Annotated in this window: 25 protein-coding genes; 10 read left to right on the top strand and 15 right to left on the bottom strand. The window is 69.6% G+C overall.

Annotated elements, in window-relative coordinates:
- Nucleotides 1-5: 5 nt before the first annotated feature.
- The 7 genes from OG753_RS04725 (at nt 6) to OG753_RS04695 (ending at nt 7,282) form a co-directional block, all read left to right on the top strand.
- The gene (locus OG753_RS04725) at nt 6-1,175 is read left to right on the top strand and encodes a 4Fe-4S dicluster domain-containing protein (RefSeq protein WP_326746993.1); all 1,170 of its coding nucleotides are present in this window, start codon (nt 6-8) and stop codon (nt 1,173-1,175) included.
- Nucleotides 1,172-1,657, top strand: a complete 486-nt coding sequence (locus tag OG753_RS04720; protein WP_326746992.1) for a cyclic nucleotide-binding domain-containing protein — start codon at nt 1,172-1,174, stop codon at nt 1,655-1,657. Before OG753_RS04725 ends, OG753_RS04720 begins: the two co-directional genes overlap by 4 nt.
- Nucleotides 1,654-2,460, top strand: a complete 807-nt coding sequence (locus OG753_RS04715; protein WP_326746991.1) for an FAD/NAD(P)-binding protein — start codon at nt 1,654-1,656, stop codon at nt 2,458-2,460. The genes OG753_RS04720 and OG753_RS04715 overlap by 4 nt, the downstream gene beginning before the upstream one ends.
- 1 nt (nt 2,461) lies before the next feature.
- On the top strand, nt 2,462-3,280 hold the full coding sequence (locus OG753_RS04710) for an oxidoreductase (RefSeq protein WP_326746990.1): 819 nt from the start codon (nt 2,462-2,464) through the stop codon (nt 3,278-3,280).
- Nucleotides 3,277-4,641 carry a nickel-dependent hydrogenase large subunit gene (locus OG753_RS04705; RefSeq protein WP_326746989.1) on the top strand — a complete coding sequence of 455 codons (1,365 nt, stop codon included), beginning with the start codon at nt 3,277-3,279 and terminating at the stop codon, nt 4,639-4,641. Before OG753_RS04710 ends, OG753_RS04705 begins: the two co-directional genes overlap by 4 nt.
- Nucleotides 4,642-4,827: 186 nt before the next feature.
- A complete protein-coding gene (locus OG753_RS04700) occupies nt 4,828-5,703 on the top strand; it encodes a universal stress protein (protein ID WP_326746988.1) in 876 nt (291 codons plus the stop codon).
- Nucleotides 5,704-5,806: 103 nt separating this feature from the next.
- The gene (locus tag OG753_RS04695) at nt 5,807-7,282 is read left to right on the top strand and encodes an AAA family ATPase (RefSeq protein WP_405792545.1); all 1,476 of its coding nucleotides are present in this window, start codon (nt 5,807-5,809) and stop codon (nt 7,280-7,282) included.
- A 73-nt stretch (nt 7,283-7,355) separates the two neighbouring features.
- On the opposite strand, the gene OG753_RS04690 is transcribed toward OG753_RS04695, so the two are convergent.
- Together OG753_RS04690 and OG753_RS04685 are read right to left on the bottom strand one after the other, a co-directional pair.
- A complete protein-coding gene (locus OG753_RS04690; RefSeq protein ID WP_405787298.1) occupies nt 7,356-8,345 on the bottom strand; it encodes an Acg family FMN-binding oxidoreductase in 990 nt (329 codons plus the stop codon).
- A gap of 27 nt (nt 8,346-8,372) precedes the next feature.
- Nucleotides 8,373-9,248, bottom strand: coding sequence for a universal stress protein (locus OG753_RS04685; RefSeq protein ID WP_326746985.1), 876 nt, complete (start codon nt 9,246-9,248; stop codon nt 8,373-8,375).
- A gap of 332 nt (nt 9,249-9,580) precedes the next feature.
- Here OG753_RS04685 and OG753_RS04680 point away from each other — a divergent pair, with 332 nt between their 5' ends.
- Nucleotides 9,581-10,000 (top strand): CBS domain-containing protein, encoded by a 420-nt coding sequence (locus tag OG753_RS04680; RefSeq protein WP_329096259.1) that lies wholly within the window; start codon nt 9,581-9,583, stop codon nt 9,998-10,000.
- A gap of 27 nt (nt 10,001-10,027) precedes the next feature.
- On the opposite strand, the gene OG753_RS04675 is transcribed toward OG753_RS04680, so the two are convergent.
- The 12 genes from OG753_RS04675 to OG753_RS04620 form a co-directional block, all read right to left on the bottom strand.
- On the bottom strand, nt 10,028-10,903 hold the full coding sequence (locus OG753_RS04675; protein ID WP_405787295.1) for a universal stress protein: 876 nt from the start codon (nt 10,901-10,903) through the stop codon (nt 10,028-10,030).
- Nucleotides 10,904-10,980: 77 nt separating this feature from the next.
- The gene (locus tag OG753_RS04670) at nt 10,981-11,637 is read right to left on the bottom strand and encodes a CBS domain-containing protein (RefSeq protein ID WP_030648547.1); all 657 of its coding nucleotides are present in this window, start codon (nt 11,635-11,637) and stop codon (nt 10,981-10,983) included.
- Between the two features lie 9 nt (nt 11,638-11,646).
- A complete protein-coding gene (locus OG753_RS04665; protein WP_030648546.1) occupies nt 11,647-12,273 on the bottom strand; it encodes a CBS domain-containing protein in 627 nt (208 codons plus the stop codon).
- Between the two features lie 12 nt (nt 12,274-12,285).
- On the bottom strand, nt 12,286-12,891 hold the full coding sequence (locus OG753_RS04660) for a CBS domain-containing protein (RefSeq protein WP_326746982.1): 606 nt from the start codon (nt 12,889-12,891) through the stop codon (nt 12,286-12,288).
- A 240-nt stretch (nt 12,892-13,131) separates the two neighbouring features.
- Entirely contained in the window at nt 13,132-13,818 is a 687-nt protein-coding gene (locus OG753_RS04655) for a CBS domain-containing protein (protein WP_405787292.1), read from the bottom strand.
- Between the two features lie 27 nt (nt 13,819-13,845).
- The gene (locus tag OG753_RS04650) at nt 13,846-14,715 is read right to left on the bottom strand and encodes a universal stress protein (protein ID WP_390032310.1); all 870 of its coding nucleotides are present in this window, start codon (nt 14,713-14,715) and stop codon (nt 13,846-13,848) included.
- A 109-nt stretch (nt 14,716-14,824) separates the two neighbouring features.
- Nucleotides 14,825-15,076: an acyl carrier protein gene (locus OG753_RS04645; protein ID WP_326746980.1), complete on the bottom strand. Its 252-nt coding sequence runs from the start codon at nt 15,074-15,076 to the stop codon at nt 14,825-14,827.
- Nucleotides 15,073-16,404, bottom strand: a complete 1,332-nt coding sequence (locus tag OG753_RS04640; protein WP_405787289.1) for a dihydrolipoamide acetyltransferase family protein — start codon at nt 16,402-16,404, stop codon at nt 15,073-15,075. Before OG753_RS04640 ends, OG753_RS04645 begins: the two co-directional genes overlap by 4 nt.
- 1 nt (nt 16,405) lies before the next feature.
- Nucleotides 16,406-17,410, bottom strand: a complete 1,005-nt coding sequence (locus OG753_RS04635; RefSeq protein ID WP_326746978.1) for an alpha-ketoacid dehydrogenase subunit beta — start codon at nt 17,408-17,410, stop codon at nt 16,406-16,408.
- Nucleotides 17,407-18,486 (bottom strand): pyruvate dehydrogenase (acetyl-transferring) E1 component subunit alpha, encoded by a 1,080-nt coding sequence (gene pdhA, locus OG753_RS04630; protein ID WP_405787287.1) that lies wholly within the window; start codon nt 18,484-18,486, stop codon nt 17,407-17,409. The genes OG753_RS04635 and pdhA overlap by 4 nt, the downstream gene beginning before the upstream one ends.
- A gap of 25 nt (nt 18,487-18,511) precedes the next feature.
- Nucleotides 18,512-20,302 carry an acetate--CoA ligase gene (acsA, locus tag OG753_RS04625; RefSeq protein WP_405787285.1) on the bottom strand — a complete coding sequence of 597 codons (1,791 nt, stop codon included), beginning with the start codon at nt 20,300-20,302 and terminating at the stop codon, nt 18,512-18,514.
- Between the two features lie 121 nt (nt 20,303-20,423).
- Complete coding sequence (locus tag OG753_RS04620) at nt 20,424-21,119, bottom strand: CBS domain-containing protein (protein ID WP_326746975.1); 696 nt, start codon at nt 21,117-21,119, stop codon at nt 20,424-20,426.
- Between the two features lie 262 nt (nt 21,120-21,381).
- Between OG753_RS04620 and OG753_RS04615 the strand changes: the two genes are divergently transcribed.
- On the top strand, nt 21,382-22,284 hold the full coding sequence (locus tag OG753_RS04615) for a universal stress protein (RefSeq protein ID WP_326746974.1): 903 nt from the start codon (nt 21,382-21,384) through the stop codon (nt 22,282-22,284).
- Nucleotides 22,281-23,141 carry a universal stress protein gene (locus OG753_RS04610; RefSeq protein ID WP_326746973.1) on the top strand — a complete coding sequence of 287 codons (861 nt, stop codon included), beginning with the start codon at nt 22,281-22,283 and terminating at the stop codon, nt 23,139-23,141. Before OG753_RS04615 ends, OG753_RS04610 begins: the two co-directional genes overlap by 4 nt.
- A gap of 105 nt (nt 23,142-23,246) precedes the next feature.
- On the opposite strand, the gene OG753_RS04605 is transcribed toward OG753_RS04610, so the two are convergent.
- Nucleotides 23,247-23,912 (bottom strand): class I SAM-dependent methyltransferase, encoded by a 666-nt coding sequence (locus OG753_RS04605; protein ID WP_390032306.1) that lies wholly within the window; start codon nt 23,910-23,912, stop codon nt 23,247-23,249.
- Nucleotides 23,913-23,958 lie beyond the last annotated feature (46 nt).

Below are 23,958 nucleotides of genomic sequence, written 5' to 3'. Positions count from 1 at the left end.
GCACCATGACCGACGCTTCGGATGCCGGAGACGTCCTCGACCACCAGGCCGAGGCGGTCCTCGACCGTGACGGTCTGGACGCGCTCGTGCGTGTCCTGAAGCGGCGCGGCCGCACGGTGATCGGCCCGACCGTGCGCGACGGCGCGATCGTCCTCGACGAGCTGGACACCGCAGACGCACTGCCCTACGGGTGGGGGGTCGAACTGGAGGCGGGGCAGTACCGGCTGCGCCGCCGCGAGGACGGGGCGGCCTTCGCGCACAGTGCGGGACCCCAGTCATGGAAGTCGTTCCTGCACCCGGAGCGCGTCCGTCAGTGGTCCGCGGACCGCGGTACGGACGGTGCTCCGGTTGTCCGGGAGGAGGAGCCGGAGAGCATCTCGTACGCGTTCCTCGGCGTGCGGCCCTGCGATCTGCGTGCCATTCAGATCCTGGACCGTGTGATGAGCGGAGGCAGGTACCGGGATCCCACCTACCTGTCCCGGCGGACGGGCGCCTTCCTGATCGCGGCCGAGTGCACCGAGCCGGGTGCGACCTGCTTCTGCGTCTCGATGGGGAGCGGGCCGGCCGTCGACGCCGGGTACGACCTCGCCCTCACCGAGGTCGTGGACGATGCCGGTCACCGCTTCCTGTGCCGGAGCGGGAGCGAGGAGGGAGCCGCCGTCCTCGCGGAACTGCCGGGGCGGAGCCCCGATCGCTCCACCCGAGCGGCTGCGACCCAGGCCGTAAGCGCCGCCGCCGAACGCATGGGCCGCTCCATGCCGCCGGTGGACCTGCGCACGCTGATGCGGGACAACCTGGAAGCGGAGCGCTGGGACGACGTCACCGCCCGGTGCCTCAGCTGCGGCAACTGCACCATGGTCTGCCCCACCTGCTTCTGCACCACCACCGAGGACGTCACCGACCTGACCGGCGATCACGCCGAGCGCTGGCGCCTCTGGGACTCCTGCTACGACCTGGACTTCTCCCTCCTCCACGGCGGTCCGGTCCGGTCCACCCCGCGCAGCCGATACCGCCAGTGGCTCACCCACAAGCTGGGCACCTGGCACGACCAGTTCGACAGCTCCGGCTGTGTCGGATGCGGCCGGTGCATCGTGTGGTGTCCCACGGGCATCGACCTCACCGAGGAAGCCCACGCCCTGCACCAGGAGGCCACGCAGCGGGAGAACACGCCGTGACCCCGCATCCGGGTGAGCCACCCGGTGAGAGTGTGCTCGCGGCTCTGACGGCGGAGCAGCGCGGGAAGCTGATGACCCTCGCCCGGGACATCGCCCTTCCGGCCGGCACGCGGATCTTCGAAGAAGGGGAGAAAGCCGACCGCTTCTGGATCATCCGCTCGGGCACGGTCGCGCTCGACATCCACATGCCCGGTCGGGGGCGAGCCGTCGTCGAGACCATTGGTGCGGGCAGCCTGCTCGGCTGGTCGTGGCTGTGCCCGCCTCGGCAGTGGCATCTGGCGGCCGAGACACGGGAACCCGTCCGCGCCTGGGAGTTCGATGCCGCCGCCGTCCATGACCTGTGCGCCGAGGACACGGCGCTGGGCCTTTCGCTGGTGACCGCCGTCGCCGAGACCATCGGCGACCGGCTGCGGGCGACCCGCACCCGGTTGCTCGACCTCTACGGACCGCCGGGACCGCGGGGGAGCGGAGCAGCACCATGACGCCCGCACCGCTGTCCTATCGCGTGGTGGACCGCCGTGACGAGACGCATGACACGGTCACGCTTGTCCTGGAGCCTGCCAAGGATGCCCTGGACCGCTTCGCACCCGGCCAGTTCGCGATGCTGTACGCGTTCGGTGTCGGCGAGATCCCGGTGTCCGTGTCTCGGCTCGGAGACGGGCACCGGCTGACGCACACGGTCCGCGCCGTGGGGGCCGTCTCCCGCGCCTTGTGCGGCCTGCGGACCGGCGGGTGGGTCGGCGTGCGCGGCCCCTTCGGTACCGCCTGGGACACGGCGGCCGCCCACGGCAGCGACCTGCTCGTCATCGCAGGCGGCATCGGGCTCGCGCCGTTGCGTCCCCTCGTCGACACCGTTCTGGCCGAGCCCCACGTCTTCGGGCGGCTGAACGTCCTCGCGGGTGCCCGGACCCCCGCCGATCTGCTCTACGGAGACGAGTTCCCCGCCTGGGAGAAGCCGTTCGGCGCCGTCACGGTCGACCGGCCCTCCGGCGGCTGGGCCGGCCGGGTCGGAGTCGTCACCACGCTGCTCCGCGAGGCCCGCTTCACGCCGCTGGACACAGTCGCCTTCGTCTGCGGTCCCGAGGTGATGATGCGCGCGACCGCCCGGGCACTGATCCACCAAGGAGTACGTCCCGACCGCATCCAGGTCTCCCTCGAACGCAACATGCGCTGCGCCATCGGCCACTGCGGACACTGCCAGCTCGGGCCCCTCCTTCTCTGCCGAGACGGCCCGGTCGTCGGCTACGACCAGGCCGAGCCCCTGCTCACCGTCCGGGAACTATGAGATGAGCACCCCCGCCCCGCCCCAGCCTCCTGCCCGCCCACGCCTCGGCGTGTTCAAGTTCGCCTCCTGCGACGGCTGCCAGCTCACCCTCCTTGACTGCGAGGACGAACTGCTCGGCATCGCCGCCGAACTGGAGATCGCCCACTTCCTGGAAGCGTCCAGCGAGCCCGCGCCCGGCCCGTACGACCTCGTCCTCGTCGAGGGCTCGGTCAGCACGCCCGAGCACGTGGAGCGCATCCGGCGCATCCGCGCCGATGCCCGCCACCTCGTCACCATCGGCGCCTGCGCCACGGCCGGCGGCGTGCAGGCGCTGCGGAACTACGCCGATGTCGAGGGGTACCTGGCGACCGTCTACGCCCGCCCCGAGTACATCGAGACCCTCGCGACCTCCACGCCGATCTCCGCCCACGTGCCGGTCGATTTCGAACTGCGCGGCTGTCCCATCGACCGCGGCCAGCTCGTCGAGGTCATCACCGCGTTCCTCGCCGGACGCAAGCCCGCCATCCCGAACCACAGCGTCTGCTTCGCCTGCAAGCGGCGCGGCAACGTCTGCGTCACCGTCGCTCACGGCACGCCCTGCCTCGGCCCCGTCACCCACGCGGGCTGCGGAGCCCTGTGCCCGACCTACGGGCGCGGCTGCTACGGCTGCTTCGGGCCGGCCGGAACCACGAACCTTCCCGCGCTGGTCCCGCTCATGCAGCGCGACGGGATGAGCGAGGAGGACATCGGCAGGTACCTGCACACCTTCAACGTGACCGCCTTCACCGCCGTGGAGGAGCAAGGACAGCCCGGTACGACCGACGCGGAAGGCCCCGGATGAGCGATCCCACGCCCAGGTCCCAGGAGCTCCGCATCCCCTCACTCGCCCGTGTCGAGGGCGAGACCGCGCTGCACCTGAGGATCCACCACGGCACCGTCATCGAGGCGCGGCTCAAGATCTACGAGCCACCGCGGTTCTTCGAAGCCTTCCTCAGGGGCAGGGCGCACACGGAGCCACCCGATCTCACCTCCCGCATCTGCGGGATCTGTCCCGTCGCCTACCAGATGAGTGCCTGCCGTGCCGTCGAGGACGCGTGCGGCGTCGTCGTCGACGGACAACTGGCCGCCCTGCGCCGCCTGCTGTACTGCGGCGAATGGATCGAGAGCCAGACGCTGCACATCCACATGCTGCACGCACCGGACTTCCTCGGCGAAGACGACGTGATCGGTCTGTCCCGCTCCCATCTGGAGCACGTCAAGCGCGGACTGCGCCTGAAGCAGACCGGCAACGCCGTGGTCGAACTGCTCGGGGGCCGGGCCATCCACCCCGTCAACGTCCGGCTCGGAGGTTTCCACCGCGCCCCGACCCGCGCCGAACTCCGCCCCCTGGAAGAACGGCTGCGCACCGCCCTCGACGACGCCTGGGACACGGTGCGCTGGGTCGCCGGCTTCGAATTCCCGGACGCCGAGTGCGACGCCGACCTGCTCGCCCTCGCCGAGGAGGACACCTACGCCATCGAGTCCGGCGTGCCCACCGTGCTCCGGTACGACGGGACGCTCCCGCCGTACAGCTTCCCCCTGCGGGATTTCACCGACCACGTGGCCGAGGAGCAGGTGTCACACTCCACAGCCCTCCACTCCCGGCTGGACGGCCGAAGGCATCTCACCGGCTCCCTCGCCCGCTGGGCGGTCAGCGGTCACCTGCTGTCCCCGCTGGCCCTGCAAGCGGCACGGGAGGCCGGGCTGGGTGCCCCCCCGTCGCGCGCAGACGGCGGGCGGGGAGAGGTCTGCAGGAACCCGTACCGAAGCATCCTCGTCCGTGCGGTGGAAGTCCTGTACGCGGTGGAAGAGGCCCTGCGGATCATCGCGGAGTACGAGCGTCCAGCCCGCCCGTACGTAGAGGTGCCGGCCCGGGCCGGCACCGGGCACGGTGCCACGGAGGCGCCGCGCGGCCTGCTCTACCACCGCTACGTGTTCGACGGCGGGGGCCGTGTCACCGACGCCTGCATCGTTCCGCCGACCGCCCAGAACCAGGGCGCCATCGAGGAGGACCTGCGTCGGCTGGTCCAAGCTGGTCTCGATCGGGGTGAGGGCTCCGAGGCCGAGCTCAGCCGGCTGTGCGAGCGGGCCGTCCGCAACCACGACCCGTGCATCTCGTGTTCGGCCCACTTCCTGGAACTGGACATCGAGCGCACCCACTGATCCCGCCCAGGTGCTGCTCGGGTGACATGTGACCGTGTGCTCGGCGCGTTGGCGTAGTTGCTTCGGCGAGTACCGCCTACGGTCGCTGCACGGCTACCGGTGCGAGCGCGGAGACGACAGGGCTCCGGGCAGGCCGGACGGATACCTCACGGTCATTCCAGTCATCTACCAGACGGAGCAGTCGGCATGGAGCCAGTCGTCACCGTGGGCCTCGACGGTTCACCCGAGAGCCTTGCCGCCGCCCGTTGGGCCGCTGACGAAGCCGCCCGCCGCAAGCTCACGCTGCGGTTGCTGCACGCGTGGCCCCTCCTGGCGCCGGAACCGACCCACGTTCCCGCCGAGATGGATCAGAACTACTGGGCGAAGCGGATCGTGCACAACGCGAAGGCCGAGCTCCAGGCGCGCCACCCGGGCCTGACCATCGTCGGCAATCTGGTCGCCGAAGATGCCCAGGAGGCACTGCTGAAGGCGGCAGCGGAGTCCGATATGACGGTGCTCGGCTCGCGGGGGATGGAGCCCGTCGAGAGCTATTTCCTGGGCGACATCAGCATGCCCGTCGTGGCACGGGCCGAGCGGCCGGTGGTCCTGGTACGCGCCGGGACGCGCGAAGCGGGGACATCGTCCGCTCCAGGCGCCTCGGGCGGCGTAGTGGTGGCGCTGAAACTGCACGGTCCGTGCGACGACCTGCTCGCATTCTCCTTCGCCGCCGCCGCGGCACGGGGTGTTCCCCTGCAAGCCGTCCACGGCCGAAGCATGCCCCTCCACGCTCACGCTCCCTGGGGCGTGGACCACGACGTGACCGAGAAGATCAGACAGGACGCGCAGAAGCTCCTGAGTGAGGCTCTCCGCCCCTGGCGCGAGAAGTTCCCGACCGTGGAGGTAACTCCCGGTGTCGGTCTTGAAAGCCCGACCAAGGTCGTGGTCCGGACCGCCGAAGGTGCAGGACTACTGGTTGTCGGCCGGCGCAGGCACCGCCCCGCCCTCGCGCCCCCAATCGGTTCCGTGGCCACCGCCGCCATCCATCACGCGCGCTGCCCCGTTGCCGTCATTCCCCATGACTGAGCCGGGTCACCCCGAGGAGCCGCCGGTCTCGGCGCACCCGGCTGATGCGTCCGTGCTCCGGACCGGCGCTGGCCTCGACGTTCCGCCGCTTCCGCGGGCAGAGGTGTGCGAGACACACACGGCCGTGCTGTTCTTCGTCGGTGACCGCGCCTACAAGGTCAAGAAGCCGGTCGACCTCGGGTTCCTCGACTACACGACCACGGCCGCCCGGCGGACCGCGTGCGAACAGGAAGTCGCTCTCAACCGTCGCTTCGCCCCAGACGTGTACCTGGGGCTGGGAGAATTCCGCAGCCCGGACGCGGACACGCCCGAACCACTCGTGGTGATGCGCCGCATGCCGGCGGAACGCCGCCTGTCGCTGCTCGTGAGCCAGGGCGCCGACGTCGACGACGCTCTGCGAAGCGTTGCGCGTCTCCTCGCCTCCCGCCACGCGGACGCGCCCCGAGGCCCGGACATCGACGAGCAGGGCAGGCGGGACGCGCTGTCCGCACGCTGGGAAGCGAGCTTCACGCAGGTCAGGGAACTGACCGACGACGCCCAGCTGATCGACGGGGTGGAGGAGATCGAGCGCTTGGTGCGGCGCTATCTCGCCGGCCGCGAGGAACTGTTCGACGCGCGTATCGAGCAGGGGCGGGTGGTCGACGGCCACGGCGACCTGCTTGCCCAGGACATCTTCTGTCTCGACGACGGCCCCCGCGTCCTGGACTGCCTGGAGTTCGACGACCGCCTTCGCTCCGTCGACGGCCTCGACGACGCGGCCTTCCTCGCCATGGACCTGGAGCAGACGGGTGCCCCGGAGACCGCGGCGTTCTTCCTGGCTCAGTACGGCGAGTATTCCGGTGACCCCGCACCGCCGTCCCTGTGGCACCACTACGTCGCCTACCGCGCGTTCGTCCGCGCCAAGGTGTCCCTGATCCAGGCAGCGCAAGGCGCCCGCGGCGCAGAGACGGCAGCGAGGCGCCTGGTCACCACGACGCTGCGCCACCTGCGCACTTCCGCCGTCAACTTGACCCTCGTCGGCGGCCTCCCGGGCAGCGGAAAGTCCACGCTCTCCGGCGCACTGGCTGATCGCCTCGGTGTCACGCTGCTCAGCAGCGACCGCCTTCGTAAGGAGTTGGCAGGGATGCCGGCGGAGGAATCCGCAGCCGCCGGTTACGGCGAAGGGCTGTACACGCCCGAGTGGACCGCGAGGACGTACGCGGCGCTGCTCGACCGGGCGTCCGCCCTCCTGTCCCTGGGCGAGTCCGTCGTTCTGGACGCCACATGGTCCGATGCCGGACAGCGTGAAGCCGCCCTACGCATGGCCGAACGCACCAGCGCCGACCTGGTGGCCCTGCATTGTCAGGCTCCGGGAGACGTGTCGGCAGCGCGCCTGAGCGCCCGCGCCCCGGGGGCGTCCGACGCCACCCCTGAGGTGGCCACGGCCATGGCAGCCGCGGAGCCGCCGTGGGAAGAGGCCGTCCCCGTCGACACCGGCGGCTTTTTGGAGGCCGCGGTCATCCAGGCGATGGCGGCCGTGCGCCCGTACGGCTCCGGCCAGGCCCCGGTCTTCCGCCGCCCCTACATGGAACCGGACTGAGGCGAGTGGCGACGCCGCGTGCAGCGGCGTGCTCACGGCAACGAAAGTCCTGGCGGCAGCTCGATGTCCGGTCTCATCGGATGTCCAGCACCTCGGCTACCGGGCGCCGGGGCGTTGTGGGACCCTGCGGTCCGTAGCCGAGCCGGATCACCATCTGGACGTGGGTCATCGCCGAGCCCGGATCACGCACCGTCCAGCGGAGCGCGGGCCATTCGAGCGGCTGCGAGGTCATGGACGTGACCAGCCCGTCGGCGGTGGCTTGAAGGAGAACCCGCTGCAGGGCCTGTCCTGCTCGTAGCCAGTCCTCGGGCCTGTCACCCGACGTACCCAGCAGCACGATCTGCGGTTTCTGTTCGAAGGTGGCCCACCCACGCCCGGGAACGCGCCGGGAGCGACCGAAGTCGCGCACGACTCCACCCCGACCCGAGGGTTTCGGACCGAGGGCGTTCACGGGAATTCCGTCGGGACGGGTCTGCTCGTCCGGTGTGCCGACATGTGTCCACGCCATCGTCTCTGCCGTCAGGGAGGGGTCCATCTCCTCGCGATGCTCGGAGTCGTGTACCAGACCCAGGACGGTGTCGGTGTGCCAAGCATCCGGTACGGCCAGGCGACACCCTTCGAGAAGAGCTGCGGCTCGCAGGCCGTCCAGCAGTGCTGGAGGGATCTCCTCCTCCGCGAAAGGAAATCGGCTGGAGTGACGTCGCCGGACGGCTGGATGGAGGGTTCCGAGATCGCTGTCCGTGGGCCCCGGTTCCCGGAGGTTGGCAGCGGCCAGCAACCACGGATCGTCCGGGGCGGGCAGCAACCGTACGTCAGCGCCCCAGCCTGCCGAGGCTGTGGACACTCGAAGGTTGAACAGCGCGGCGGCGCAGCCCATATGGAGGGCGCGGTGGTCCGGGTCGGCATGGGGCATGGCACGGCCCGGGTCGCCGTAGAGCTCGATGAGCCCGGAGGCCGGTCGGTAGAGGAACTTCCAAGGCTGGGCGTTGTGCATGGAAGGAGCCATGGCAGCGTCCTCGATGAGCGGAACAATCGCTGCCGGGTCCGGAAACGATGCGTTCATGAGACTTACCTGCCTGTGCTGTGGGCTTCACTCGTGGGCGATGACGGCGACCGGTGCGACCGCGTGGTGCATCACGGCGTGTGTGATGGGGCCGATGTGAGTGCCGAATGCGGAGTGGCGGATTCGGCGGCCGACGACGACGAGGGCGGCGGTGGAGGCCGCGTCGAGGATCTGAATCGCCGGCTGGCCGATGGTGGCCCGGGAGTCGACCTGCAGCGAAGGGTACTTCTCGTGCCAGGGGCTGATCATCTCGTCCAGTGTGGTGGTGATGCCGTGGGCCATTTCCTGCTGGACCCCGGGGTCGAGCGCCGGTGCGTAGCTGAGGATGGGCGGTGGCGACCAGCCGTGGATGATCACGAGCGGGCAGCGGTGGTGGGAGGCCTCCTCGAAGGCGAAGGCGAGCAACTTGTCACAGGGCTGGTGGATGTCCACGCCGACCACGATGGGCCCTCGGTCGCGGGTACCGTCCGGCGGATTGCCCGCGCGGTCCATGGACCGGACCAGCACGACGGGGCGCACGGCCTCGATGACGGTGGCGGCGCCGGTGGATCCGACGAGGAAACCCGCGATGCTGCCGAGCGCGCGCGAGCCAAGTACGAGCATGTCGGATTCCTCGGCGGCGCGGGCGAGGGCCAGGGAAGGTAGCCCGCCCACTCGGCGGGTGTCGACCTTCAGCGACGGATGTGCGCGGTGCGTCTCATCGGTGGTGTCGCGGAGGACGGCCTCGGCCCACCTCCGACGTTCCTCGGTGGTCGTGACGGGAAGGGGAGGATTCTCCAGCCATTCCTCGGCGTGGACCAGGTCCAGGGAAGCACCGCGAAGCTCGGCCTCATGGGCTGCCCAGCGGGCAGCCGCCGTACTTTCCGGGGACCCGTCGAGGCCGACGGTCACTCGGTTCGCCATGGTCTCCATCTCCCTGTTCGCGGATCGGAGTTTTCCCGCTCACTCCAGACTGACTGCCCGACGGCCTCCTGTTGAGGGGCCGGTCGGCCCCTCGGGGGGCCGACCGGCCCGCCCCTGGTGCGGTGGAGAGAGGTCTGGGGCCTGATCAACCAGGGCCGGTCACGTCAGGAGGTCTGCCGGTCGGCCTGGCATCCGGCGAGAGCTCGGAAGGCCTTGTGCTCTGGTCCATGCCGCAGAGAAGCCATGTCCCCATGATCTCGCGTCGACGAGCGGGGCGCCGAGCACGAGCCCAGACTGGAAACGGGTACGGACGTGCATATGAGGAGGCAGCCATGACCACCGCGCGGGACATCATGCACAGCGGTGCCACCTGCGTACAGGAGACCGAGACGCTCATGGACGCGGCCCGGCGGATGAGCGAACTGGACGTCGGCGCACTGCCGATCTGCGGGCCCGACGACCGTCTGCACGGCATCATTACCGACCGTGACATCGTGCTGAAGTGTCTGGCCAAGGGCAAGGACCCGCACCACATGACAGCCGGACAGCTGGCGCAGGGCAGGCCCATCACGGTCGACGCGGGCGCTGACACGAGCCAGGTGCTGCAGACGATGCAGGATCACCGGATCCGGCGTGTCCCGGTGATCGCCGACCACCGCCTCGTCGGCATGATCAGTGAGGCCGATCTCGCCAGGCACCTGTCCGAGGAGCAGGTGGGTCACTTCGTCGAGACGATCTGCGCGGAGCGGTGAGCCGCACCAGAATGCATGTGGGCGTCGCTATTCGTGCGCGATGACGGCGGCGGGCGCCTCGGCGTGGTGGAGGACCGCATGGGTGACCGGTCCGATGTGCGCGCCGATTGAGCTCCGCCGGATGCGGCGGCCCACGACGATGAGCCCCGCCTCTGCGCCCATCCTGATGAGTTCCGTGGCGGCGTGTCCGAGGCTCGCGCGAGCGATGACGCCGACATCCGGGTACTTGTCCCGCCAAGGCGCCAGGACATCGTGCAGAGAGGCCTCCGCGCTCATTTCGAGCTGGGCGTGGACTCTCGGATCGTACGCCGCGCCGTACCCCACCAGGGGAGGCAGCGACCAGCTGTGCAGGACGTGAAGGGTGCATGCCCGCCGCCGCGCCTCCTCGAAGGCGAAGGCGAGCAGGGCGTCACACGGTCGGCTGATGTCAACGCCCACCAGCAGCTCACGGGCCGTGTGCTGGCCGTCGGGGTGTGGCACCGCGTCCTCGCTCGCCCGCACCATGACCACGGGCCGTACCGTCGCCTGGATGACCGCCATGCCGACGGAACCGAGTACGAAGCCCGTGACGGTGCCCAGTCCCCGAGAGCCCAGGACGATCATGTTCGCGCCGGCCGCGGCGCCGACGAGCTCGGCGGCCGGTCTGCCGTCGATCGATCGGATGCCGACCTCCAGTTCGGGGTGGCTCGCGCGCAGTTCGTCGGCGGTCTCATTCAGCAGCGCCTGGGCCCAGTGACGGCGCACATCGCTGGTCGGCATCGGGAGGTCGCGGGGAGATGACCATTCCTCGGCGTGGACGAGGTGGAGTGGCACGCCGCGCAGCAGGCCCTCTCGCGCCGCCCAGCGGGCGGCCGCGAGGCTTTCCGCGGATCCGTCGATACCGGCGACGATTCGATCGTTCATGATGGCTTCTCCCGGCAGGGTCCCGCATGGGTCGGGGAGTTGGTCGTCGCACGTGCCGAGGCTGCACGGCGGTTTCTTCAGACTGAGTTCGTGTCGTCGATGGCGTATCCGAGATGCTGGGTTACGGAGACGACGCCGTCGACGGTCCGGCAGAGGCGTTCGATGAGCGGGATGAGGCTCCTGAAGTCGACGGTTCCGTGCAGTTCGACCCGGCCGTCGGTGACGGCCACGGTGATGGCCGAGGGGCTCTGACGTACGCCGAGTTCGAGGACGTCACCCATGATCTCGTGACGGATGTCCTCGTCCGCCCGGAGGAAGATCCTTAGCAGGTCCCGACGGCTGACGATTCCGATCAGTACGTCCGAGTCGTCCACGACCAGGAGCCGCTTGACTCCTTGTGCTTCCATCAACCTGGCGGCTTCGGCGACGGTCCAGTCGGGTCTGGCGCACACGGGGGGCGAGGACATCAGCTCCTCGGCGCGCGTACCCGCGGCCTTGTCCTCCTGCCAGGCCTCCCGCTCGGGAAGTGACCGGAAGTAGTCGCTTTGGCCGGCGGACTTCGGCAGCAGGTCCCGTTCCGAGATCACGCCGAGCGGCCGGCCGGCAGAGTCGACGACCGGCACGGCTGACACCTTGTGCTCCGTCAGGGTGCGGGCGATCTCCTTGAACGGAGCGTTGCTGGGGACGGTGACGACCTCGCGGGTCATCAGCTCGCGGACTTCCCGATGCTTCATGCTCTTCTCCTACCGCTCGGTGGGCGTTCGGGCGCCGACCGACACGTCGTCCTGCGCGTAGTCGAGCCGGTTGACCACGTCGACGACGCCGTCGACGCTCTGGCACAGGCGCAGCACGATGGGGACCAGGCTGCGTCGGCTTACGGTGCCGCTGAGGGTCACCAGCCCGTCGGTGACGTCGACGGTCAACGACGAGGGGCTGAGGCCGAGGGTGTGGGTCACCACGTCTTCGAGGATTTCCTCCTGGATCGCGTGGTCCCTGCGAAGGAAGAGCTGAAGCAGGTCGCTACGGCTCAGGATGCCGATCAGTCGGCCGGCGGCGTCCACCACGGGCAGTCTCTTGACCTGGCGCCCCCGCATGACTCGCGCCGCGCGGACGACGCTCCATTCGGTCCGGGCCGTGATGGCGGGGCTGGTCATGAGATCGGCGGCCGTGTTCGTGCCGCTGCCGGAGCTGCGCTTGCGGAGCAGGTCGGCTTCGGAGACGACGCCCACGGGACGCTCGGCCTCGTCCACCACGGGCACGGCGGAGATGTCGAACTCCTTGAGGAGCCTGGCGATTTCCTTGAACGGGGTGCCCCGCTGGACGCTGACGGCTGTCGGGGTCATCAGGTCGGCGACGCTGCGGTGCCTCATCGTCGGCCTCCTTCACGTGCGGACTTCGGTGTCGAGGCGCGCGGCCGTGACGTCCACGACGCCCGGTACGGTGCGTGCGACACGCACCAGCACGTCCTTCAGGGCCGGGTCGGGAAGGGAGCCGTCCAGGTGCACGATGCCGTCGGCCACGTGGACCTGCACCATGGCGGATCCGGCGGGGATGAGCTCGGCCATGATCAGTTCGCGCAGCTCCTCGGCGATGTCGGCGTCGGGGCGGAGATAGATCTTGAGGAGGTCGCCCCGGCTGACGACGCCGATCAGGCGGCCGTCGCCGTCGACGACGGGCAGCCGCTTGAGGTGGCCGCGGGCCATCAGGCGGGCGGCGCCGGGGATGGTGGCGTCCTTGGTCACGGTGACCGCCGGTACGGTCATCAGCTGCCCGGCGGTGACTGCGCGGGACTCGTCCGCACCCTGGGCCTTGAGCAGCAGATCCGCTTCGGACACCACGCCGGCGACCCGTCCTTCCTCCGACAGGACGGGCAGGGCGCTGATCCGCCACTGCCGCATGGCCTCCACGACTTCCTTGAAGGGTGTTCCGCGGTCGACGGAGATGACGGCATGCGTCATTACGTCCTCGACGGTGCGAAGGTGCTTCATGATGCCTCCAGAACGGCGTCCCGATACGTCTGAGCGTGGACACCCGTGCCCGACGGCGGTAGGGCCGCCAGGGGATCATTTCGGGCTGATCGGCCCTGTTGTCCAGGTGTCGGGCGTGCTTTTATGAAATTGACGGAAAGAGTCCCTGAGAGGATGCGGAGAAGCGGCTGGTGGCCGTGCACCGCACGATCGGGATCCGCGAGAAGCGGGTGGGCTCTTTCCGCCCTTTGCCGCGAGGGTTCAATGCAGGGCATCGTGAGGGTCGGCAACCGGAGACAGGTCGTTGACCGCGTAACCAAGGGATTGGTCCACGCTGACGACCCCGTCGACCGACTGGCACAGTCGTTCGACAACCGGAATGGTCGACCGCTCCTCGACCCGGCCGCTCAACGAGACGACCCCTTCGCTTACAGTCACCGCAACGCCTCCCGGGGTCATCCTGAGGGTCCGGCCCAGTACGTCGTCGACGATCTCGTCGCGGATTGCGTCATCGTTGCGGAGCATGGGGCGCAGCAGGTCGGTGCGGCTGACGATGCCCACCAGGGTTCCGGTCTCGTCGACCACCGGCAGGCGCTTGACGCCTCGCTCGTGCAGGAAGCGGGCCGTCTCGACGATGCCCCACTCCGGCCGGGCGGTCAGGACGGGAGTGGACATCAGATCGCCGGCGGTCCGGGCGCCCATCGAGACACGGTCTATGGACGACGTGGCGTGCATGGGGTCGCGTCCTTCGGTGTCGGGCAGCCCGGCCTGCCTGCGGAGCAGGTCGGCTTCGGAGACGATGCCGATCGGGTGGCGACGGGTGTCCACGACGGGCAGGGCCGAGACCCCGTTGTCGTTGAGGCTCCGGGCGACCGTTTTGAGTGACGCTTCGGGGCTCGCCGTGGCCACGTTCCTGGTCATGACGTCTGCGACAGTGCGATGAGACATGGTCCGATCTCCTTGTGAATGGGGCCGTCAGCCGTGAGCGATGACCGCGACGGGCGCAGCGGCGTGGTGCAGGACCGCATGAGCCACGGACCCCAGATGCACGCCCAGAGGTGAGCGGCGCAGGCGGCGACCCACGACGATCAGGTCCGCGCTTGCCGCGGCCCGGACGAGCTGCACGGGTGCGGGCCCCTCGAACGCCTCGTGGGTGGCGCTCACGGACGGGAACTTGTGCCGCCACGGCATCAGCATCTCGTCGAGCATCACGGTGATGGTCCGGCCGATCTCCCGCTCGTTCTCCGGGTCGAAGAAGGGCGCGTACTGGTACATGGACGGCATCTTCCAGCCGTGGATCGCACGCAGGGCGCAGCCGCGACGGTCGGCCTCCTCGAAAGCGAAGGCCAGTACCTTGTCCGCTGCCTCGTGGATGTCGACGCCCAGGACGATTTGCCCGTAGCGGGTGAGCTGGGCCTCCTCGGGCGCGTCCGACACGCGTACGAGCACCACCGGCGTCTCGGTGGCCACCAGTGTCGACAAGCTCACCGAGCCGATGAGGAATCCGACCAAACCTCCCACCCCGCGGGAGCCGAGGACGAGCAGCCCGGCGTCGGCCGCCTCCGCGGCCAGGGCTGCCGCCGGCCTGCCGGAAAGGCATCTGGTCGAGACCTCCAGCCCGGGATGCCGGCGTCGCACGTCCTCCGCCGCATCGGTGAGCGCCTCGTCGGTCCAACGATCGGCCGCTTCGCGGCCCGGCGCCGGTACCGAGGGGCTGATCAGCCAGTCGACAGCGTGGACGAGCCTCAGCGGCACTTCCCGCAGGACCGCTTCCCGGGCGCCCCAACGGGCCGCGGCCCGGCTCTCGGGAGAGCCGTCGACGCCGACGGTCACATGGTGCTTCATGGCGAGACCTCCTTGGGTGCCGCAGGACCATGGCCCTCTTCCAGCGTCACCTGCGGCGCGGCGACCGAGGAGGGGCCGAGTGGCCCCATGTGGGACCGATCAGCCCCCGCTACTCCACGGAGGAGCGTGAGGCGACGTAGTCGGCGCAGCCGTCCAGGGTGTTCAACGCCGGATAGTCGGTCTCGGGCAGGGCGAGACCGGTGCGCTCGCTCAGCGCCTCGATGAAGTTGAGGAAGTCGAGCGAGTCCATCTCCAGGTGGTCCCGGAAGTTCTCGTCCTGCGAGAGAACCGCCGCGTCGGCGCCGGGAACCACGTCTGTCAGCACGTTCTTGATCAGTACGAGGGCCTCGTCACGGTTCACAGTTCCTCCGGTCGTTGGAGCAGGCGGTCGATGGACGTCAGGAATCGCGCCCCGGTCGCACCGTCGCTCGCACGGTGGTCGGCGGAGAGCGTGGCCGTGACGGTCGGGTGCACCGTGAGCATCCCGTTCACGGCTACCGGCTGCTCGATGACACGCCCCAGACCGACGAGTGCGACCTGCGGCGGGTAGATCACCCCGAAGACCGCCTCCACCCCCTGATCACCGAGGTTGGTCACGGTCAGCGTCGGGTCGGCGGTCTCCGAGGCCCGCAGTCGGCCGCCACGCGCCCGCGAGACCAGTCCCTTCAGCGTCGCCATGAGCTCTGGCAGCGGCATCGTGTCGGCGTCGGTCAGCGCCGGCGCGACCAGGCCGCCACCGCGCAGGGACACCGCGACACCGAGTCGCACGGTGTGCGAGGGGACGAACGCTTCGTCCTTCCAGTAACCGTTCAGTTCCGGTGCTTGGCGTGCAGCCAGGGCAACCGATTTGAGCAGCAGGGCCGCTGGTACGAGCCGTTCCGCCACGGGCCTGTCGGCATTCCGGTCGCGCATCCATGCCATCGCGGCGGCCAGATCGATCTTCGTCGACAAGTAGTAGTGGGGGATCTCGCGGTTGGCACGGCTCATCAGAGCCGCGATCGCCGCACGCGCCGGATACGCGGGCTCGGCCGTCGACGAAGACGGGCGCGCCTGTGCGTGGCTTTCGACCGTACGGGCCGGAGGGCCCGCCGTGGCGGCCCGTACATCGTCGGCCCGGATCGTGCCGCCCTGTCCGGTTCCCCGCAGGGCGCTCAGGTCGATGCCCGACGACTGGGCCAGCCTGCGGGCGAGCGGCGAGGCCTTCACCCGATGTGGCCCGTCGGCTGGCGCGTGCTCCACGTCGGAACGGGTGATCCGACCGCCCTTGCCGGAACCGTGCACGGACGACAGGTCGATGCCCTTCCGCTCGGCCAAGTGCCTCACCAGGGGAGTGGACACGGTGTCCCCGCCCCCGGTTGTGGTGCGGCCCGGAACGGCTTGCAGTTCGGAGGCCGGGGCCGTCGGCTGCTTCGCAGAAGGAGTGGCAGGGGCAGGGATGGTGGTTGGAGGCTCAGTTTCCGTGTTGATGACGGCCATCCGTGTGCCGACCGGCACGGTGGTCCCTGGGTCGACGAGGAGTGCACCGACCGTTCCCGAGTCGAAGCATTCGACTTCGATCGTCGACTTCGCCGTCTCCACGACGGCGACGACATCGCCCTTCGTGACGGTGTCACCGGGTCCTACCAGCCATTCCACGAGGGTGCCCTCGTCCATGTCCGCGCCGAGGGAGGGCATGGTGAAGTCGGCCATGTCAGCTCACCGCCCGACGAACGGCGTCCACGATGGTCGCGGGCTGGGGAAGCGCCGCTTCTTCGAGCTGCCGGGCATAGGGAATGGGGACCTCCGCGCTGCATACGCGCTGAACGGGGGCATCGAGCTCGTAGAACGCCTGCTCGGTGATGCGGGACGAGATTTCCGCGGCCAGGCTGCCGCTGCGCCACGCCTCGTCGACGATCACGGCCCGGTGGGTTCGGCCGACGGACGCCATGACGGTGGCGTCGTCGAGGGGGCGCAGGGTGCGTAGGTCCACGACCTCTGCGCTGATGCCCTCCCCGGCAAGGGTTTCCGCTGCGGCCATGGCCTTCGGCAGGGAGCCGCCGTACGTGATCACCGAGACGTCCGTACCCGGCCGGCGTACGGCCGCCGTGTCGAGATCGACGGCATCAACGGTGGCGTCCAGCGAGCCCTCCGCGTTGTAGAGACTGCCGTGTTCGAAGAGCAGCACCGGATCGGGGTCCGCGAGGGCGGCTGCGAGCATGTGGCGCGCGTCGTCGACCGTCGCGGGTGCCAGCACCCTGATGCCGGGGATGTGGGCGTACCAGCCTTCGAGGCTGTGGGAGTGCTGGGCGCCGAGCTGTCGGCCTGCCCCGGTGGTCATGCGGATCACGACGGGGACGCTCAGCTGCCCGCCCGACATGTGGAGCAGTGTGGCCGCGTTGTTGAGGATCTGGTCCAGGGCCAGGAGACTGAAATTGACGGTCATGATCTCGACCACGGGCCGCATCCCGCCGAGTGCGGCGCCGATGCCCGCGCCGACGAATCCGGATTCGGACAAAGGCGTGTCGCGGATACGGTCAGGTCCGAACTCTTCGAGCAGGCCCAGGCTGACGCCGAAGCATCCGCCGTACCGGCCCACGTCCTCGCCCATGAGGAAGACCCGTTCGTCCTGCAGCAGGGCTTCGCGTAGCCCCTCACGGAGCGCCTCCCGATAGGTGGTCGGCCGGGAAGTCCCGGCCGGTGCCTTCCGTGTGCTCATGCCGCGCCCCCGGTTTCGCTCGTGACGAAGCGGAGCAGGTCCGAGACCGGTTCGAGCGGGGCCTTCTCGGCCCGCTGTACGGACTGGTCGATCTCGGCGAGTACTTCCTTGTCGAGTTCTTCCAGTACCCGGTCGTCGAGCTGCCCTTCGGAACGCATCAGTTCGGCCAGTCCTTTGAGGGGGTCGCGTCCCTTCCATTCCTCGATCTCGGACTTGGCCCGGTACCGGTCAGGGTCGTACATGGAGTGGGCGCGGAACCGGTAGGTCTGTGCCTCGAGGAAGTGCGGTCCGTTGCCCGCGCGCACGGACTCCGCCGCCCTGAGTGCGACCGCTTCGACGGCGAGGACGTCCATGCCGTCGACCGTCCACGCGGGCATTCCGTAGGAGGCGGCACGCATGGCGAGGTTGGTCTGGGCGTGCTCCCGGGCCAGGCTCGTGCCCATGGCGTACAAGTTGTTCTCGCAGACCAGCAGCAGGGGTAGCCGCCACAGGGCCGCAAGGTTGGCCGTCTCGTGGAACTCGCCTTCGGCGAAAGCTCCGTCCCCGAAGAAACAGCAGGTGACGCGGGTGCTGCCGCGCATCCGGTCGGCGAGTGCGAGTCCGGCAGCCAGGGGCAGGCCGCCGGCCACGATCGCGTTGCCCCCGTAGAAGCGGTGCGTGGCGTCGAACAGGTGCATGGAGCCACCGCGTCCGCGGCTGCAGCCGGTGGCCCTGCCGTACATCTCGGCCATCACGGCGTCGGCGGAAACTCCGCGAGCCAGGGCATGCCCGTGTTCGCGGTAGGTGGAGACCACCGCGTCCTCCTCGCGCAGTGCCTGGTTGACGCCCACGGCGACGGCTTCCTCACCGATGTAGAGGTGGACGAACCCACGGATCTTCGCGCCGCTGTAGAGCTCCACGCACCTTTCCTCGAACCGTCTGATGGCAAGCATCCGGCGGAGCAGGGACAGGTGGTGCCCGGGTGCGGGATGCCCGTCGGGAGTGCCGCGGGCGGCAGTGGCGGGTCCCTTCCTGTGCCCGCTCCTGCGTGCTGCGCTCCGGGCCTTTCCTTCGGGCTGCGGGGTGGTGCTGCTCATGGTTCCGCCTTCTCTCACGAGCGGGTCATCCGGGGTTCTCCAGCGTGGACAGATCACCTTCGGGCAATCCCAGTTCCCGGGCGCGCAGCAGGCGGCGCATCACCTTGCCGCTGCGCGTCTTGGGGAGGTTCTGCTCGAACTCGATCTCCCTGGGCGCCACTGCGGGGCCCAGCCGCCTGCGTGCGAACGCCAAAAGTTCTCGCTTGAGGGACGCGTCGGGGGAGAGCCCGGGACGGAGGGAGACGTATGCCTTGACGACAGCTCCCACGACCGGGTCCGGGCGGCCGATCACACCGGCCTCCGCGACCGCGGGATGCTCCATCAGCGCGCTCTCCACCTCGAACGGTCCGATGAGGTGTCCTGCCGACTTGATGACGTCGTCGGCGCGGCCGACGAACCAGAACCACCCGTCCTCGTCGCGTTTCGCAAGATCGCCCGTGAGGTACCAGCCGTCTGCGAAGCAGGCCCGGTAACGGGCCTCCTCGTTCAGATAGCCCCGGAACATGGAGGGCCAGCCCGGACGCAGCGCCAGCTCTCCCTCGACGCCCGCCCCGGTGATGACCCGAACGCGGCCTCCCGCGACCTCGGCGCGTCCGTCCTCGCCGCGTTCGAGCAACGCGGCCTCCACACCGGGCAGAGGCCGTCCCATGGAGCCGGGCCGGATGTCGCTGGCCGCGAAGTTGGCGATCATGATCGCCCCGGTCTCCGTCTGCCACCAGTTGTCGTGGATCGGCAGGCCGAGCACCTCCTGCCCCCACAGGACGGCTTCCGGGTTGAGCGGTTCACCCACGCTTGCGATGAAGCGCAGAGCCGACAGGTCGTACGGCCCGGGCAGATCTCGGGTGCCGTCCCTGGGGGTTGCACGCATGAGCATGCGGATGGCGGTCGGTGCCGTGTACCAGACGGTGACCCGATGGTTGTCGAGGATGTGGTACCAGCGGTGGACGTCGAAGTCCCCTTCGTCGACCACGACGGTCGCGCCGTGCGTGAGCGGTGCGATGATCCCGTACGAGGTACCGGTCACCCATCCCGGGTCCGCCGTACACCAGTACACGTCCTCCCGGCGCAGATCGAGCGCGAAGGCCGCCGTTGCGTGGTGGGCCACAACCGCTTCGTGCACGTGGACCGCGCCCTTCGGGGTACCGGTCGTACCGCTGGTGAAGTGCAGCAGCGCCATGTCCTCCGGATCGGTGGCCGGCACCGTGTACTCCTCCGGAGCCTCGTCCATGAGTGCGGCGAAGGAGAGCGTGCCAGGCGGCGGATCGGTAACCGGACCCACGAGCAGGACATGGTCCAGATGAGGCAAGCGGTGCCTGTTCTCCTCGACCTTGCGCCGGTACAGCGCCTCGGTGGTGACAAGGACCCGGGCATCGCCCAGCTCCAGCCGCTGGCGCACGGGCTCGGGGCCGAAGGCCGAGAAGAGCGGGCACAGCACGCGTGCGCTGCGCAGCGTGCCCAAGACGGTCGTGTACAGCTCGGGGCAGCGGCCCAAGAGGGTGAAAACCCTCTCTTGTCGCTCCACGCCCAGGGAGGTGAGGACGTTGGCGAAGCGGCCGGTGAGGCCTCCGAGCTCGGCGTAGGTGAGGCGGGTGACGGTGTCGTCGGGTGCGATGCAGCGGAGTGCTTCCCGCCCGCCCCGGCCTGCCGCCAGGTGCCGGTCGACGGCCTCGTAGCCGATGTTCAGCCCGCCTCCAGGCAGCCCGGACAGCAAGGACCTGGCCGTTTCCCAGTTGAAGTCCGCGCGGGCCCGCTCGTAGTCCTGGAGCATGAAGACGACACCGGGGCCGGGCTGCTTGCGGATGATCGAGTAATCCATGGCCGGGTCCTTCTCCTTGCCTTGGAACCATCAAGGAGACAGCGTCACGTCGGGTGACGGCCGTAAACGCAGCGAGCGGGCGTCGGCGATTCCCCCGGATGGGCGACATGGGACGTCGCCGTTACAGGGACATCCCGTAGGCGGTGCGGTGCGGTGGGGTGGGCAGGGAGCCATCGTGGGTGGCCGCCAGGCGGGAGGCGACTGCGACCACACCGTCCAGCTGGCTGGTGAGGCGGATCAGGACCGGAATCTGGCTCTGTTTCTCCAGCCGGCCCTCCAGTGTCACGATGCCGTCGACCACGTGGACGGTGACCGCATCGGCGCTCAGCCCCATCGTGTCCACGAGTATGTCCGCGACTACGCGGTGACGTATCTCCGAGTCCGGTCGCAGGAAGAGCCAGAGCAGGTCACGGCGGGTGACGATGCCGACGAGTCGGTCCTCGTCGTCCACGACCGGCAGTCGCTCGACGCCGCGGCGGGCCATCAGCCGGGCGGCTCCTGCCGCGGTCTCGTCCGCGTGAACCGTCACCGCCGGTGCGGACATGGCCTCACCAGCGGTGAAGGTCACCACGGACGGGAATGGGGCCCCGCCCCGGCCGGTATCGGGCTCCTCGCCCACCGGTGCGTGATCGGCGGCTGCGAGGCCGATCAGGTCGCTCTCGGAGACGATGCCGAGCACCCGGTCCTCGTCGTCGAGGACCGGCAGTCCGCTGATGTCGTGCTGAGCGAGCAGCTTCGCGACATCCTTGAAAGGGGTGGACGTCATGACCGAGACGACCTCGTCGGTCATCAGGTCTCCGACCTTGATGTGCTTCATGAGGCACCTCCTGCCGTCACGGCGATCCACCCGGACGGGAACGCCGGAGGACGCCTATAACCACGATCCGCCCCATGCCAAGAGACGAGGAGGGCCGAATGGTCCGGAGCCGGGCCCGATCGGACCTGTGCCGCACCTGCGGCGCGGGATTGCATGAACCAGGACCACCGGTCCCTGCCAGGTACTGAAGGGCCGTCCTGACCGAGAAGTCAGAAGAGCCGACCTGAGACCCCGACCCCTGGCGGCTCCCCGAGGAGGAACCATGGAAGGCACCACGAGCAGCTCGGAACTCGGCACCGTCGTCGTCGGTGTCGACGGCTCCGAACCGGCCCGGTGGGCAGCGCTCTGGGCGGCGGCCGAGGCCGCACGCCGGGAGTGCCCGCTGCGCATCGTGCACGGGTCCGACACGGACGGCCGGGTCCTCTACGTCTCGGCGAAGAGCATCGAGCATGTCCGCCAGGCAGGCCGGGAACTACTGGATGCCACGGTGGCCGCAGTCACGGAGCGGTTTCCCGGCCTGCAAGTCAACGCTGAGTTCAGCCGCAGGGCACCGGTCCCGAGCCTCCACCAGGCCGCGGGCCCCGACGGCACCATCGTGGTCGGCAGCCGGGGGCTGGGCGGTTTCAGCTCCCTCATGCTCGGATCGGTCGGCCTCAAGGTCGCAGCGGGGGCGAAGACGCCCGTCATCATCGTCAGGGGCACCGAGAACGGCGCAGGGACGGGCGCGGTGCTCGCCGCCGTCCGTGACGAGCACGACCTCGATTGCGCGCGGTACGCCGCACGCGAGGCACAGATCCGCGAGGGCTCACTGCGGCTGCTGCACGTGTGGAACATCCTGCAGTCCGTCGGCGAGGTCGTGACCCTGCTCGACGACGTGGAGGAAATCGCCAACGAGCAGGTCCATCACCTGAACGCGGTGGCGGACCGGGTGCGCCAGGAGTTTCCGGACCTGGCCGTGCAGGGTGATGCGGAGAAGAGCACGTCAGTGGCTTCTGTCCTGGTCGAGGCTTCGCGCCGGGCGGACCTGCTGGTGATGGGCGGCCGAAGGGCACCCAGCTACCTCGGGCCCACGCTCGGACGGGTCACGCACAGCCTCGTCCATCATGCCCACTGCCCCGTAGAGCTCATTCCGCGCCACACGGACGAGAACGGGAGCGAATCGTGAGCGACGCGGGCGAACACGAGGAGATCGTCGTGGGCATCGACCCGGCCAGGGACTGGCGTCTTCCCCTGGCCTGGGCGGTGGACGAGGCCGGGCGACGCCGGCTACGGCTGCGACTCGTCGTAGCCGTACCTCCTCAACACGACACGCAACACGTTGACGACACACCGCGTAGCATCGCCTTGCATCAGGCGGCCTCAGACGCCCTCGGCGAGGCTGCCGCCTGGAGCAGGGAGCGACACCCGGAGGTCGAATCGGTCGTGGATCTCGTCGAGGGGTTCCCCGCCCCGGAGATCGGTCGCCTGTCGAGGCGGGCCCGCATGATCGTGCTCGGCTCCCGTCACCTGAGCCGGACTTCGGAGTTCCTCAGCGCCGGTTCCCTGGTTGTTCCCGTCAGCGCCCAGGCGCAGTGTCCGGTCATTGTCGTGGGCGACGCCGAGCACGTCACGCAACAGCCGCCCTACCTGGTGGTGGGCATTGACGGGAGCGATTCCTCGAAGGCGGCCCTCGCGCTGGCATTCGAAGAGGCCGACCTCAGGGGGGCCAGGCTGCGTGCCGTGTCGGTGTGGGAGCCCCCGCTCTTCCTGCACCACGACGAGGAGGCCGCGCTCCAAGGGCAACGACGCATGCTGTCCGAGACGACGGCAGGCTGGTCGCAGGAGTACCCGGACGTCGTGTTGACGCACGAGGTGCTGTCCGGGCACCCGGTGGAGGAGCTCGCCGGTGCCGCCGAGCACGCCCTCGCCGTGGTCGTGGGCCGTCGTGGCAAGGGAGGTTACACGGGCATGCGACTCGGATCGGTTGTCCACGGGCTGCTGCACCGGGCGCACTGCCCGGTGATCACGGTCCCCGTGCGGTGAGGACTGCGTGACGACGCCCGCCGTCGGGTGCACCGGGCATCGGAGCGGTACGACGAAGCCGAACCGGAACCCGAGATCGGACAGCGCTGAGCCTTCAGGCGGTACTCACCGAGGGACGGTCTGCGTGACGCGCCACAGCCGCCGGGGGAGGCCGCCTTCCTCGACGGCGGCGACCTCGACCAGAGTCCAGCTTCCGGCGAGGGCGTCGACCAGGTCGCGGGAGAAGAAGTGGACGGCGAAGCCGCCGTGTTCCCAGATGTCGTCTCCGTGCCCGGCACCGGCCTGGTAGTGGGCGTCCCCAGTGTGGCGGACGGTGTAGACGAACACTCCGCCCGGCCGCAGTACCCGTCGCACCTCGGCGACCAGGGCGTGGATCTCCTGGGTGGACAGTGCCATGCAGAGCAGCATGTGGGCGAACACGGCATCCACCGAGGCGTCCGCGAGCGGCAGAGGATCGCGGACGTCGTGGACCGCTGTGGTGACCCGCTCCGTGACGTCCTGGGCCGCGGCGGCTTCACGCAGCTGTTCCAGACCCACTGGGCTGAAGTCGGTGGCCGACACGGAGAATCCCTGGCGGGCAAAGTACAGCGCGTCACGGCCATGGCCGGCACCCAGCTCCAGCACCTTCCGGGCGCCGGCGGCCCCGAAGACGGCAGCGGCGTGGATCGCCGGATCGGACGGCTCCTCCCCGTACATGCCGGGATGCCGACCGTAGGTCTGCTGCCAGTGCGCACGCTGAACGTCGCCCAGCCCCTGCTCCCGCTCCGACATGCTGACGCCCTCCTCACCAAGGTCGGCGTCGCCTCAATCGGCCCGC

Source organism: Streptomyces sp. NBC_00029 (assembly GCF_045160505.1).
Taxonomy (GTDB): domain Bacteria; phylum Actinomycetota; class Actinomycetes; order Streptomycetales; family Streptomycetaceae; genus Streptomyces.
Note: the sequence above shows the minus strand (reverse complement) of the source record. Positions and strands in the feature narration are given on the sequence as shown.

Coding starts and splice junctions, on each gene's coding strand:
- OG753_RS04715 (WP_326746991.1), top strand. CDS start 1,654: ATGACGCCCGCACCGCTGTCCTATCGCGTGGTGGACCGCCGTGACGAG.
- OG753_RS04725 (WP_326746993.1), top strand. CDS start 6: ATGACCGACGCTTCGGATGCCGGAGACGTCCTCGACCACCAGGCCGAG.
- OG753_RS04700 (WP_326746988.1), top strand. CDS start 4,828: ATGGAGCCAGTCGTCACCGTGGGCCTCGACGGTTCACCCGAGAGCCTT.
- OG753_RS04605 (WP_390032306.1), bottom strand. CDS start 23,912: ATGTCGGAGCGGGAGCAGGGGCTGGGCGACGTTCAGCGTGCGCACTGG.
- acsA (WP_405787285.1), bottom strand. CDS start 20,302: ATGGATTACTCGATCATCCGCAAGCAGCCCGGCCCCGGTGTCGTCTTC.
- OG753_RS04705 (WP_326746989.1), top strand. CDS start 3,277: ATGAGCGATCCCACGCCCAGGTCCCAGGAGCTCCGCATCCCCTCACTC.
- pdhA (WP_405787287.1), bottom strand. CDS start 18,486: ATGAGCAGCACCACCCCGCAGCCCGAAGGAAAGGCCCGGAGCGCAGCA.
- OG753_RS04670 (WP_030648547.1), bottom strand. CDS start 11,637: ATGAAGCATCGGGAAGTCCGCGAGCTGATGACCCGCGAGGTCGTCACC.
- OG753_RS04665 (WP_030648546.1), bottom strand. CDS start 12,273: ATGAGGCACCGCAGCGTCGCCGACCTGATGACCCCGACAGCCGTCAGC.
- OG753_RS04680 (WP_329096259.1), top strand. CDS start 9,581: ATGACCACCGCGCGGGACATCATGCACAGCGGTGCCACCTGCGTACAG.
- OG753_RS04615 (WP_326746974.1), top strand. CDS start 21,382: ATGGAAGGCACCACGAGCAGCTCGGAACTCGGCACCGTCGTCGTCGGT.
- OG753_RS04710 (WP_326746990.1), top strand. CDS start 2,462: ATGAGCACCCCCGCCCCGCCCCAGCCTCCTGCCCGCCCACGCCTCGGC.
- OG753_RS04660 (WP_326746982.1), bottom strand. CDS start 12,891: ATGAAGCACCTTCGCACCGTCGAGGACGTAATGACGCATGCCGTCATC.
- OG753_RS04690 (WP_405787298.1), bottom strand. CDS start 8,345: ATGAACGCATCGTTTCCGGACCCGGCAGCGATTGTTCCGCTCATCGAG.
- OG753_RS04635 (WP_326746978.1), bottom strand. CDS start 17,410: ATGAGCACACGGAAGGCACCGGCCGGGACTTCCCGGCCGACCACCTAT.
- OG753_RS04685 (WP_326746985.1), bottom strand. CDS start 9,248: ATGGCGAACCGAGTGACCGTCGGCCTCGACGGGTCCCCGGAAAGTACG.
- OG753_RS04650 (WP_390032310.1), bottom strand. CDS start 14,715: ATGAAGCACCATGTGACCGTCGGCGTCGACGGCTCTCCCGAGAGCCGG.
- OG753_RS04620 (WP_326746975.1), bottom strand. CDS start 21,119: ATGAAGCACATCAAGGTCGGAGACCTGATGACCGACGAGGTCGTCTCG.
- OG753_RS04675 (WP_405787295.1), bottom strand. CDS start 10,903: ATGAACGATCGAATCGTCGCCGGTATCGACGGATCCGCGGAAAGCCTC.
- OG753_RS04655 (WP_405787292.1), bottom strand. CDS start 13,818: ATGTCTCATCGCACTGTCGCAGACGTCATGACCAGGAACGTGGCCACG.
- OG753_RS04640 (WP_405787289.1), bottom strand. CDS start 16,404: ATGGCCGACTTCACCATGCCCTCCCTCGGCGCGGACATGGACGAGGGC.